The sequence below is a fragment of the Aquibaculum arenosum genome, from assembly GCF_029222965.1.
GTDB lineage: Bacteria > Pseudomonadota > Alphaproteobacteria > Kiloniellales > DSM-21159 > Aquibaculum > Aquibaculum arenosum.
Map to the genome: position 1 here is coordinate 368,127 of NZ_JARHUD010000002.1, position 12,213 is coordinate 380,339.

11 protein-coding genes are annotated in these 12,213 nt (G+C 65.1%); 5 read left to right on the plus strand and 6 right to left on the minus strand.

Annotated features, from left to right (window positions below):
* Positions 1 to 7 precede the first annotated feature (7 nt).
* The 3 genes from P2G67_RS04615 to P2G67_RS04625 all read left to right on the plus strand — a co-directional run bounded on the left by P2G67_RS04615 (position 8) and on the right by P2G67_RS04625 (position 2,424).
* Positions 8 to 232 (plus strand): hypothetical protein, encoded by a 225-nt coding sequence (locus P2G67_RS04615; RefSeq protein WP_275820500.1) that lies wholly within the window; start codon positions 8 to 10, stop codon positions 230 to 232.
* A 97-nt stretch (positions 233 to 329) separates the two neighbouring features.
* Positions 330 to 1,838 (plus strand): UbiD family decarboxylase, encoded by a 1,509-nt coding sequence (locus P2G67_RS04620; protein WP_275820502.1) that lies wholly within the window; start codon positions 330 to 332, stop codon positions 1,836 to 1,838.
* Positions 1,839 to 1,953: 115 nt separating this feature from the next.
* On the plus strand, positions 1,954 to 2,424 hold the full coding sequence (locus P2G67_RS04625; RefSeq protein ID WP_275820504.1) for an OsmC family protein: 471 nt from the start codon (positions 1,954 to 1,956) through the stop codon (positions 2,422 to 2,424).
* 37 nt (positions 2,425 to 2,461) lie between these two features.
* Here P2G67_RS04625 and P2G67_RS04630 read toward each other — a convergent pair whose 3' ends face one another.
* The 6 genes from P2G67_RS04630 to P2G67_RS04655 all read right to left on the minus strand — a co-directional run bounded on the left by P2G67_RS04630 (position 2,462) and on the right by P2G67_RS04655 (position 10,369).
* Entirely contained in the window at positions 2,462 to 4,090 is a 1,629-nt protein-coding gene (locus P2G67_RS04630) for an ABC transporter ATP-binding protein (protein ID WP_275820506.1), read from the minus strand.
* Entirely contained in the window at positions 4,090 to 5,235 is a 1,146-nt protein-coding gene (locus tag P2G67_RS04635) for an ABC transporter permease (RefSeq protein ID WP_275820508.1), read from the minus strand. Before P2G67_RS04635 ends, P2G67_RS04630 begins: the two co-directional genes overlap by 1 nt.
* Positions 5,235 to 6,335 (minus strand): microcin C ABC transporter permease YejB, encoded by a 1,101-nt coding sequence (locus P2G67_RS04640; RefSeq protein ID WP_275820510.1) that lies wholly within the window; start codon positions 6,333 to 6,335, stop codon positions 5,235 to 5,237. Before P2G67_RS04640 ends, P2G67_RS04635 begins: the two co-directional genes overlap by 1 nt.
* 49 nt (positions 6,336 to 6,384) lie before the next feature.
* Positions 6,385 to 8,271 carry an extracellular solute-binding protein gene (locus P2G67_RS04645; RefSeq protein WP_275820512.1) on the minus strand — a complete coding sequence of 629 codons (1,887 nt, stop codon included), beginning with the start codon at positions 8,269 to 8,271 and terminating at the stop codon, positions 6,385 to 6,387.
* Positions 8,272 to 8,396: 125 nt separating this feature from the next.
* A complete protein-coding gene (gene hisN, locus P2G67_RS04650; protein ID WP_275820515.1) occupies positions 8,397 to 9,224 on the minus strand; it encodes a histidinol-phosphatase in 828 nt (275 codons plus the stop codon).
* Between the two features lie 11 nt (positions 9,225 to 9,235).
* Complete coding sequence (locus P2G67_RS04655; RefSeq protein WP_275820517.1) at positions 9,236 to 10,369, minus strand: c-type cytochrome; 1,134 nt, start codon at positions 10,367 to 10,369, stop codon at positions 9,236 to 9,238.
* Between the two features lie 178 nt (positions 10,370 to 10,547).
* Here P2G67_RS04655 and P2G67_RS04660 point away from each other — a divergent pair, with 178 nt between their 5' ends.
* Both P2G67_RS04660 and P2G67_RS04665 read left to right on the plus strand, forming a co-directional pair.
* A complete protein-coding gene (locus tag P2G67_RS04660) occupies positions 10,548 to 11,297 on the plus strand; it encodes a 3-deoxy-manno-octulosonate cytidylyltransferase (protein ID WP_275820519.1) in 750 nt (249 codons plus the stop codon).
* A gap of 34 nt (positions 11,298 to 11,331) precedes the next feature.
* Positions 11,332 to 12,189 (plus strand): prephenate dehydratase, encoded by an 858-nt coding sequence (locus P2G67_RS04665; protein ID WP_275820521.1) that lies wholly within the window; start codon positions 11,332 to 11,334, stop codon positions 12,187 to 12,189.
* Positions 12,190 to 12,213: the final 24 nt, after the last annotated feature.

Genomic DNA, 12,213 nt, shown 5'->3' on the forward strand with positions numbered 1-12,213 from the left:
GCAAGCCATGCTGACGCGCGAAGCGATTCACCGGGTCCTGGGCCCGGTCGATGACGAGTTTGCGGCGGAACTCGTGGCCACTGGCGCTCAGGAAGGCGAACTCCAGGAGGCTTGGGCCTGGGTCAGCAGCGACGAGGCGCTGCTCAAGGAACAGCACCCCTTCCCGGCGGGAAATGTTGCGACTCTCGTGGAAATCCTGCAGTCGTGGCAGGAAACCGACGAGGAGGCCTGACCCCGGCTGGACAATGGCGCTGAGCCAGCTTCTGCTTTTCTTCCGGTGCCGGCGGTGCCATTGAAGGCGTGCCTCGCCACTGCAGGAGCCCGCTGCCATGCCCTATCGCAGCCTGCGCGACTTCATCGAACGCCTGGAACAAAACGGCCGGCTGGTGCGGGTAACCCATCCCGTTTCGCCGGTGCTGGAGATGACCGAGATCCAAACCCGGCTGCTCGCTGAAGGCGGTCCTGCCGTGCTGTTCGAGAAGGTTGTGAAGCCCGAGGGCAGCGACTACGCCATGCCGGTGCTGGTCAACCTCTTCGGCACGGTGGAACGGGTGGCTTGGGGCATGGACCGGGAGCCGCATCAACTGCGCGAAGTGGGCGAGACCCTGGCTTTCCTGCGCCAGCCGGAGCCGCCCGGCGGCTTCCGCGAAGCGGTCGACCTGCTGCCGCTGCTGAAGACGGTCATGGCCATGAAGCCCCGCACTGTCTCGCGTGGCCCCTGCCAGGAGGTCGTGCTTCAGGGCGAGGAGATCGATCTTGACGATCTGCCGATCCAGACCTGCTGGCCCGGCGAGCCGGCGCCGCTGATCACTTGGCCGCTGGTCGTGACTAAGGGGCCGGGCAAGCGCCGCGAGGACGATTTCAACCTCGGCATCTACCGCATGCAGAAGCTGGGGAAGAACAAGACCCTGATGCGCTGGCTGAAGCATCGCGGCGGCGCCCAGCACCACCAGCGCTGGAAGGCGGAGAAGCGCGAGCCCTTGCCGGCTGCCGTCGTGCTCGGCGCCGACCCCGGCACCATTCTTGCCGCCGTCACGCCGGTGCCCGACACGCTCTCTGAATACCAGTTCGCCGGCCTCCTGCGCGGGCGCAAGGTGGACCTGGTGGACTGCAAGACCGTGCCGCTCAAGGTGCCGGCCGAAGCCGAAATCGTGCTGGAAGGCCACGTCAGCCTGGAGGACTATGGCGACGAAGGGCCCTACGGCGATCACACCGGCTACTACAACTCGGTGGAGCCCTTCCCGGTCTTCACCATCACCGCCATCACCCGCCGGCGCGACCCCATCTATCTCTCCACCTTCACCGGCCGTCCGCCCGACGAACCCTCGGTGCTGGGGGAGGCGCTGAACGAGGTCTTCATCCCGCTGCTGCAGCAGCAGTTCCCGGAGATCGTGGACTTTTGGCTTCCGCCGGAAGGCTGCAGCTATCGCATTGCCGTGATTTCCATGAGGAAGGCCTATCCTGGCCACGCCAAGCGCGTGATGTTGGGCGCCTGGTCCTACCTCCGGCAGTTCATGTACACCAAGTGGGTGATCGTGGTGGACGACGACGTGAACGCCCGCGACTGGAAGGACGTCTGGTGGGCCGTCTCCACTAAAATGGACCCGGCCCGCGACGTCACGCTGCTGGAGAACACCCCCATCGATTACCTGGACTTCGCCAGCCCGGAGTCCGGCCTGGGTTCCAAGATCGGCCTCGACGCCACCGACAAGTGGCCGCCGGAGACCAAGCGCGAGTGGGGCCACGTGCTGCGCATGGACCAGGAGGTCGTCGACCGCGTCTCCGGAATCTGGAACGACCTCGGCCTGCCCGGCGGCGGCAAGCCGATCTGGAAGTAGGGCAGCAACCCGCTTGGCGTCCGCGATGGTCGCGCCCTTCCAAGCGGAGCGGCCCTTGCCCAAATCGGGCGCCCCTACCAACCCTCGGGCCAGCGCAAGCAAAGGAGCCACACCCGTGAGCCAGCATCGCTATGTCGCGGAGATTGTCTGGACCGGGAACCGCGGCGCCGGCACCGCGAACTACCGTGCCTACGGGCGCGAGCATGAGGTGCGCATCGCCGGCAAACCGCCGCTGCTCGGCTCGGCCGACCCGGCCTTTCGAGGCGACGCGAGCCGGCACAACCCCGAGGATCTGTTGCTGGTCGCGCTCTCGGCCTGCCACCTGCTCTGGTACCTGCACCTCTGCGCCGAGGCCGGTGTGGTGGTGATGGCCTACGAGGACCCGGCCGAGGGCCGCATGGTTCTGGAATCCGATGGCGGTGGGCGTTTCGTCGAGGTGACGCTGCGGCCGCGGGTGACCCTGGCATCGGGCTCGGACATGGCGGCGCAGGAGAAGGCCCTGGCGCTCCACGCGGAGGCGCACGCCCGCTGCTTCATCGCCCGCTCGGTCAACTTCCCCGTTCGCCACGAGCCGGAGGTGACGTAGCCCAGCGGCGGCAAGCCCATCTGGAAGGTAAGTTCGCTCAGACGGCGTCGCTGGTTTCCAGTTCAAAGGCGGCGCGCATCAGTGCGCGGGTGTAAGCCTCACGCGGCGCGTCGAAGATCCGGTCCGCCGGCCCCTGCTCCACCACGCGGCCATTGCGCATGACCAGAACCTCATCGGCAAGCGCGCGCACCACCCTCAGGTCGTGGCTGATGAAGAGATAGGCCAGGCGGTGCCGGGACTGCAGGCCGCGCAGCAGGTCGACGATCTGCGCCTGCACCGACATGTCGAGCGCCGACGTCGGCTCGTCGAGCACCACAAATCGCGGCTTCAGCACCATGGCGCGCGCAATAGCGATGCGCTGCCGCTGACCGCCGGAGAACTCGTGCGGGTAGCGGTGACGGCTGTCCGGATCCAGTCCCACCTCTTCCAGCGCCTCGACAATGCGGGCATCGCGCTCTGCCGCGCTTCCGCTGTCGTGCACCTTCAGCCCCTCGCCCACGATCTCGGCTATGGACAGCCGCGGCGAAAGCGAGCCGTAGGGATCCTGAAAAACCACCTGCATTTCACGGCGCAACGGCCTGATTTGCTTTGCTTTCCATCCCTGGATATCGCGACCGAGATAGACCACCGAGCCCTGGCTGGCGGTCAGGCGCAGCAGGGCCATGCCCAGGGTGGTCTTGCCCGAGCCCGATTCCCCGACCACGCCGACGGTGTGCCCCTCGCGCACGGTGAGATCGATGCCATCCACCGCCTTGACGTGGTCCACCGCGCGCTTGAGCAGCCCCTTGCGGATGGGGAAGTGGACTTTGACGTCGCGCCCCTCCATGACCACCGGCGCAGAGGCATCTCGCGCCGGCGGGCGCCCCTTGGGCTCAGCAGCCAGAAGGCGCTGGGTGTACGGGTGCTGTGGGCGTTGGAAGATCTCCTCCACCGCTCCCTGCTCGACGATCTCCCCCTGGGTCATCACGCAGACGTTCTGCGCCATCTTGCGCACGATGCCCAGGTCGTGGGTGATGAGCAGCATGGACATGCCCAGGCGCTCCTGCAGCTCCTTGAGGAGCTTGAGGATCTGTGCCTGGATCGTAACATCCAGGGCCGTGGTCGGCTCGTCGGCGATCAGCAGGTCCGGCTCGTTGGCCAGGGCCATGGCGATCATCACCCGCTGACGCTGGCCGCCAGAGAGTTCGTGCGGATAGGCATTGAGGCGCCGTTCGGCATCGCCGATGCCCACGAGGTCGAGCAGTTCGAGAATCCGGCGCCGCGTCTGCACCCGGTCCATGCCCTTGTGGAGCAGCAGGACCTCGCCGATCTGTTTCTGCACCGTGTGCAGGGGATTCAGCGAGGTCATGGGCTCCTGAAAGATCATGGAGATCGCGTTGCCGCGCACACTGCGCATGCGCCGGTCGCCAATGCCGATCAGTTCCTGCCCCTGAAAGCGTATAGAGCTGCCGGGGCTGTGCTCGGCCAGGGGATAGGGCAGAAGCTGCAGCACCGAGAGAGCCGTCACCGACTTGCCGGAGCCGCTTTCCCCCACCAGGCCCAGCGTCTCGCCCCGGTTCAGGTCGAAGGAGACGCCCTTCACTGCTTCGCTGACCGCCCCTCCGCTCCGAAAGCGAACCCCGAGGTTGTGCACCTGGAGCAGCGGCGTCGTGCCGGTTTCCGCCATCACTCGGCTCCCTTCGCTGCCGCCGCTGGGCGGGAACTGTCGGTCACGGCGCTTTCCGGCGGCGGTGCCGCTCCGGCGAAGAGCTTGCGCGGGTCGAAGGCATCGCGCACCGCCTCGCCGATGAAGACCAGCAGGCTCAGCATCACCGCCAGGACGAAGAAGCCCGTCAGCCCAAGCCAGGGCGCCTGCAGGTTGGCCTTGCCCTGGGCCAGTAGGTCACCGAGGGAGGCCGAACCGGGCGGCAGGCCGAATCCCAGGAAGTCCAGCGCCGTCAGCGTCGTGATCGAGCCGGTAAGCACGAAGGGCATGAAGGTCAGCGTGGCCACCATGGCGTTCGGCAGCACGTGCCGGAAGATGATGGTGCCGTTGCCCACACCCAGCGCCCGGGCCGCGCGGACATAGTCGAAGTTGCGCACCTTGAGAAACTCGGCGCGCACGACACCCACCAGCCCCATCCAGGAGAAAGCCAGCATAATCCCCAACAGCCACCAGAAGTTCGGTTCCACCACGCTGGCCAGGATGATCAGCAGGTAGAGCACCGGCAACCCGGACCAGATCTCGATGAAGCGCTGGAACAGCAGGTCGGTCCAGCCGCCGAAATAGCCCTGCACCGCGCCGGCCGCCACGCCGACAATGGAGCTGAAAAGCGTCAAGGCCAGGCCGAAGAGGACCGAGATGCGAAAGCCGTAGATGAGGCGCGCAACCACGTCGCGGGCCTGATCGTCGGTTCCCAGCCAGTGCTCCGAATCCGGTGGGGTCGGTGCCGGCTCAGCCAGATCCCAGGCCACCGTGCGGTGGTTGTAGGCCACCAGCGGCCAGATCATCCAACCCTTTTCGGCGATCAATTCACGCACATAGGGGTCACGATAGTCCGTTTCCGTGGGGAACTCTCCGCCGAAGTGGGTTTCCGGCAGGGCCTGGAAGATCGGCATGTAGAAGGCGTCGTCGTAGCGCACCAGGATCGGCTTGTCGTTGGCCAGGAACTCGGCAAAGAGGCTGAGCAGGAAGAGGACCAAAAACACCCACAGCGACCAGAACCCTCGGCGATTGGCGCGGAAATTGCGCAGGCGCCGTGCCGTGATGGGCGAGACCGAGAACCCGAGAAAGCAATGCCGCGGCGGGGCGGCAGCCGGTGAGCGTGCCATCAGCCCTCCCGCGTTTCAAAGTCGATGCGCGGGTCGATCACCGTGTAAAGCAGATCACCCACGAGGTTCAGGAAGAGCCCCAGCAGCGTGAAGAAGTAGAGCGTCGCCAGGACGATGGGATAGTCGCGGTTCACCACCGCCTCGAAGCCCAGCAGCCCCAGGCCGTCGAGCGAGAAGATGACCTCGATCAGCAGGACGCCGGTGAACAGCACGCCAATGAAGGCCGAGGGGAAGCCGGCGATCACGATCAGCATCGCGTTGCGGAAGACATGGCCGTAGAGCACCCGGTTCTCGGTCAGCCCCTTCGCGCGCGCGGTCAGAACGTACTGCTGATGTATCTGATCGAGAAAGGAATTTTTGGTCAGCATGGTCAGTCCGGCAAAGCCGGAGATCACCATGGCCAGCACCGGCAGGGTGATGTGCCACAGGTAGTCAGCAATTTTCATGGGCAGGGAGAAGTCATCCCAGCCGTCCGAGGTCAGGCCGCGCAGCGGGAACCAGTCGAGATAGCCGCCTCCCGCGAAGAGCACCACCAGCAGTATGGCGAAGAGGAAGTTCGGGATCGCAAAGCCCACGATGACAAGGCCGCTGGTCCAGATGTCGAAGGAACTGCCATCGCGCACGGCCTTACGAATGCCCAGTGGGATCGAGACCAGATAGGTGATCAGCGCGGTCCAGAGCCCCAGCGAGATGGATACCGGGAGCTTCTCGACCACCAGTTCCGCCACGCTGCGGTTGCGGAAGAAGGACTCCCCGAAGTCGAAGACCAGATAGTTGCCGAGCATCAAAAAGAAGCGCTCATGCGCTGGCTTGTCGAAGCCGAACTGCTGCTCCAGCTCAGCGATGAACTCTGGGTCGAGCCCCTGCGCCCCGCGATAGCTCCCGGTTTGGCCTTCCCGCCTGGGTGCAGCGACGCTGACATCCGCGTCGCCGGCGCGGGTCACCCGCTCCATGGCCGAGCCGGCTTCGCCGGTGAGCTGGGCCAGCACCTGCTCCACCGGTCCTCCGGGTACGAACTGCAGCACCATGAAATTAAGCAGCATGATGCCGAAGAGTGTCGGTACCATGAGGAAGAGGCGACGAACGATGTAGGCGCTCATCGAGCCGACCACCCCGTCCTACCTGCCGGCGTCAGCCTCGTTTCGGCCATCACCCCTCCCCCTCGACAAGCTGCTCACGCGCCTCGAGACGCCGGGCCCGCTCTTCGTCGTACCACCAGGTATCAAGTTCGAACCCCGAGTCGGGAATCACGTCAGGGTGGGCAAACTTGTCCCAATAGAGAAGCCGATCCACCCGCGAGTGGTACTGTGGAATGACATAATGCCCCCAGAGCAACACGCGGTCGAGCGCGCGGGTACGCGCAACCAGCTCCTCGCGGGAGGGCGCGGCGATGAGCAGCTCGATCAGCTCGTCGATGACGGGGTCCTGCACGCCGGCGAGATTGCGGCTGCCCGGCATCTCCGCCGCTGCGGACGACCAGAACTCCCGCTGCTCATTGCCGGGGGAACTCGATTGCCCCCAGACGTTGATAATCATGTCGAAGTCGAAGGCGCGATAGCGATTGATGTACTGGGAGCTGTCCACCAGGCGCACCGAGACCTCGATGCCCAGGCGCCGCAAGTTGCGCTGGAACGGCAGCACGATGCGCTCCATCGCCGGACTGACCAGCAGCACCTCGAAGCGCATGGGCTCACCGGTCTCCTGGTTGGTGAGGAGCAGCGTGTCCGGGTCCACTTCCCAGCCTGCTTCCGCCAGCAAGCGGAAAGCAGCACGCAGGTTTTCGCGCGGCCAGCCGCTGCCGTCGGTGGAGGGCGGCTCGAAGACCTCGGTGAAGACCTCTTCCGGCACCTCTCCGCGGTACTGCTCCAGGATCTCGAGTTCCCGGCCTTCCGGCAGGCCGCTGGACGCCAGTTCCGAGTTGGAGAAGTAGCTGTCGGTGCGCGCATAGAGACTGAAAAAGAGATTGCGATTGGACCATTCGAAGTCGAAGGCATAGGCCAGCGCCTCGCGCACTCGCGGATCGCTGAAGATCTCTCGGCGCGTGTTGAAGACGAAGCCCTGCATGCCAGTGGGCCGCTCGTGCTCCAGCGCCTCCATGATCAACCAGCCGTCGCGCACCGCTGGTACATTGTAGTCGAGCGCCCAGGCCTTGGCTTGGTTCTCCTGGCGTAGATCCACCCGGCCCGCCTTCAGGGCTTCCCGGATCACCGTGTCATCGAGGTAGTAGTCGTAGCGGATGCGATCGAAGTTGTACTGGCCGCGATTGACCGGCAGATCCGCGCCCCAATAGTCCTCGACCCGCTCCAGTGTTACATGCCGTCCGGCCTCGAAGTCGGCCACGCGATAGGGGCCGCTGCCCAAAGGTGGATCGAGGCTCGAGCGTGCGAAGTCCCGCGTCTCCCACCAATGTTTGGGCAAAATCGGCATCTGCCCGGCAATCAACGGCAACTCCAGGTTCTCGCCCTCGCTGAACAGCATGCGAAGCCGGCCTTTGCCGAGCTTCTCGATCGCTTCGATATTGCTGTAGTAGTAGCGATAGATCGGGTGCCCCTCGGTGGTGAGGATTTCGTGCGAGAAGATCACGTCTTCCACGGTCACCGGCTGCCCGTCGTGCCAGCGCGCCTCGGGGTTCAGGTTGAAGATCGCCCAGGAGCGGTCCTCTGGAACCTCCATGGTCTCTGCCAGAAGCCCGTACATGGTAAAGGGTTCGTCGGCACTGGAGACCATCAGGGTCTCATAGATGTAGCCCATGCCCGAGGACGAGGTGCCGCGCACGATGTATGGATTGAAGGAATCAAAAGTTCCCTGGGCGGCAAGGCGGATTCGCCCGCCCTTGGGAGCATCGGGATTGGTGTAGTCGAAGTGCGTGAAGCTCGGCGGGTACTTCGGCTCGCCGTGCATGGCGAGCCCATGGGCCGGCTGCACCGCCAGTTCGGGCGGTGGGGACAGGGGTGGCGTCTCTGCGTCCTGAGCCAGACTGGGCGGCACGCAAGCCGCTCCCACAGCCAACGCCAAGACAGCGACGCGCAAGTACACCTCAAAACCTCCCCGGAGTCCCCGGTTTCCAATTGCGGCCTTAACCTAAGGCATAAGGCAGGCGTCGCAACAGTCGAAGGTTTAACGCAACATTATATTTTGGAAAGATTTGCGCGCGACAGGCTTCACGCAACTTGCTGCAAGCAGGCCAAGGCCGCGTCGCGCAGCCTAGTGTTTCCCGCACAAACCACCCGCCCATCGGACTTCAGAGTCAAAGGCTGGCCCTGCCAGTCACAGACGACGCCGCCTGCGCCTTCCACAACGGGCAGAAGCGCCATGAAATCGTATGGCTGAAGATCGCCCTCGACCACGAGGTCGACCCAGCCACTGGCAAGCTGGGCGTAGCAGAAGCAGTCACCGCCGAACAGCGCGAGGCGGGCTCTGGACGCCAGGCGCGAGAAGGCCGCGCCATCGCGGGCTGACGCCGCAAACATCTGTGGCGAGGTACAGCGGAGGATCGCCTGCTCGAGATCGTCGCACGCACGCACCTGGACCGTCGATGTCACACCCTGCGGGTCTCGATGGCGCGTGGGATGGCCGAGCGCGCCGACCCAGCGCTCATTCAGCGCAGGCATGGAAATCACCCCGGCCAGGGGGCGGCCACGGTAGGTGAGTGCAACCAGCGTGCCGAAAATCGGATTGCCGGTGATGAAGGCCTTGGTGCCGTCGATGGGATCCAGGATCCACACATAGTCGGAGTCCGCGCCCTGGACACCATGCTCTTCCCCGACGATGCCATGGTCCGGCACCTCCTCCGCGAGGATTGCCCGCATGGCCGCCTCAGCCTCCCGATCGGCGCGGGTGACAGGGCTTTCGTCTGCTTTGGTGTCTACGTCCAGCGGGCTGCGGAAATAGCGCAGGGCGATCTCGCCCCCCACATCCGCAAGCTTCTCTGCAAGAGAAACGAGGCCTGCAGGGCAGGCCTCGTTGCTGTCATCGGCGATGACCGTCATGGCGTCGTCCACTACTCGAGTGGCGCGGGATCATCGCTCTTGCTGCGCAAGAAGGCGATCATGGCTGCCCGGTCGGCCGCATCGCGAAGGCCTGGGAAAACCATCCGAGTGCCCGGCATCCAGTCACGAGGAGCCTCCAAGAAGGCATCGAGGTTCTCATAGGTCCAGGTGACACCCTCCGCACCCATCTCCCGGGCGGCATCGGAGTAGTTGAAACTGTCGAGGTGAGCCACTGATGCGCCGACGATATCCCAAAGATTGGGACCGACGCGGTTCGGACCACCCTCATCCGCCGTGTGGCAGGAGGCACAGCGACGGAACAGGCTCTCTCCATCGGCCGGATCGGCATCGCCGATTGCCGCCGCCAATTCGCTGTCACCTTCAGCTGCCGTGTCCTCGGCACCAGCCTCCTCGGAACCGGCTGCAGCCTCTTCACCCTCGGCTTCCTCAGGTGCGGCCTCTTCGCCGGCGGCTTCTTCAGTGGCGGCCTCGCTGCCGTCTTCCTCGCTTGCGGCCTGCTCCTCGCCTTCAGCCTCAGCCTGGCCTTCGCCTTCGGCCTCAGCAGGCTCGGCTTCCTCTTCGCCGACCACTTCCTGAATCTCTTCCTCAGTGGGCAGCGGAGCCGGATCGTTGGACAGGCTGCGCAAATAAGCGATCAGATTCGCCCGGTCTTCCACGCTGCGCATGCCACCATAGCTCATGCGCGTGCCCGGAATGGTCTCTCGGGGGTTCTCGATGAAGGCGTTCAGTGCCTCATAGGTCCAAGGCTCGTCGCTCAGGGACGCCATGGCGTCGGAATAGTTGAAGCCGTCCGCATGCGCATGGGACGCACCCACGATGTCCCAGAGGTTCGGACCCACGCGATGCGCGCCGCCCTCGTCGACAGTGTGACAGGCGGCGCAGGCCCGGAAGGCCCCCTCGCCGGCTTCGACGTCAGCATCCGCAAGCAGTGGCAACACGGGCTCGAGACCCGGCTCCTCCGCTTCCGCAGGCGCCGCTCCTCCGGCGTCACTGACTTCGATAGGATAGGCATTCTCTTCAAGCGAAGCCGGGTGAACCAGCAGCTTGGCAATGAAGCCGGTGGACATTGCAACCACGCCGGCAGTGAGAACCGCCGCGGCCATCTTGTTCAGCTCGAGGGACATCGCGCTCCGCTACCCTTTCGATGCGACCTGCGTCTGGGCGTGCCTGACCCGCGCATGTGAAGAAAAGCAAGGCTGCATCGACCCCTGCCGAAATGCCATACCCCCACAGGCGCTTGCCGACGGCACCGGCCGATGCTTTAACCGCTCAAGCCCCGACCCGCAAGTGGAAGCCACAGCTTTGTCCGATCCCATCGTACTGATTCCCGCCCGTCTGGCCTCGACGCGGCTCCCGAACAAGCCGCTGGCCGACATTCACGGCAAACCCATGATCGTCCATGTCCTCGACCGGGCACGCGAAGCCGCGGTCGGCCCCGTGGTGGTCGCGGCCGCAGAAGCCGAGGTCGTGGAGGCTGTGGAGGCTGCAGGCGGCCGGGCGGTGCTGACCGATCCCGACCTGCCGTCGGGTTCGGACCGCATCCACCAGGCGCTGCAGCGGATCGATCCGCAGGCGCGACATGATCTGATCGTCAATCTCCAGGGCGACCTGCCTACGCTGGACCCGGAACTTATTCGGGCCGTGCTCAGCCCGCTGGCCGATCCGGCCGTAGATATCGGCTCCCTCGCGGTGGAGATCGAGGACGCGCAGGAAAGGGACAATCCCAACGTCGTGAAGCCGGTCTGCGCCTTCGCTGAGAAGACATCGATTGCTCGGGCGCTCTACTTCACACGCTGCAGTGCACCCTGGGATGGGGGCGATCCGCGAAAGCCGCTCTATCACCACATCGGCATCTATGCCTATCGACGCGCCGCCTTGGACCGCTTTGTAGCCCTGCCGCCCAGCCCCTTGGAACTGCGGGAGAAACTGGAGCAGCTGCGCGCTCTTGAAGCCGGCATGCGCGTGGATGTGGCGCGCGTTGACACCCTTCCGCTGGGTGTCGATACTCCCGCTGACCTTGAGAGGGCCCGCTCGCTTCTCGCGCCTCGCTGAGTCGCTCCCGCTGTTCCGAGAACCGGTGAATTCCATGGCCGAAACCTCTACCGCCATTGCCTTTCAGGGCACGCACGGCGCCTATTCCGACATGGCCTGCCGGGCGGTCTTTCCCGAGCGCACCACCCTGCCCTGCTCCACCTTCGAGGAAGCCTTTGCCGCCGTGCGCGAGGGCGCGGCGGAACTGGCGATGATTCCCATCGAGAATTCCAGCGCCGGGCGGGTCGCCGACATCCATCACCTGCTGCCCGACTCGGGCCTGCACTTCATCGGCGAACACTTCCAGAAGGTGGAGCACCAGTTGCTGGCACCGCCGGGGGCGACTCTGCAAGGGCTGGCGGAAGTTCACAGCCATGAGCAGGCCCTGTCCCAGTGCCGCAAGTTCCTGCGTGAGCACGGCCTACGGCCGGTGGTGCACGCCGATACCGCTGGTGCAGCCAAAGAGGTGTCCGAGCGCGGGGATCCGCGCATCGGTGCGATTGCGTCCGCCCTGGCCGGGCGCGAATACGGTCTGCAGACTTTGCTGCCCGACGTGCAGGACCAGCGGCACAACACCACCCGCTTCGTCGTCATGGCGCGGGAGCCATTGGATATCGGTCCCGAGAACGGCCCGGTGATCACTTCGCTGGTGTTCCGCGTCCGCTCCGTGCCGGCAGCGCTCTACAAGGCCATGGGCGGCTTCGCCACCAACGGCGTCAACATCACGAAGCTTGAAAGCTACATGATCGACGACCGCTTCACGGTGGCGCAGTTCTATGCCGACGTCGAAGGCCACCCCGAGCAGCGCCTGGTGCGCCTTGCCCTGGAAGAACTGGGATTCTTCAGCCGCGAGGTCCGCATCCTCGGCGTCTACCCCGCCGCCCCCTTCCGCCGCGGCGGCCATTCCATCTGAGATGGGTGAATCCCTGTCTGTCGG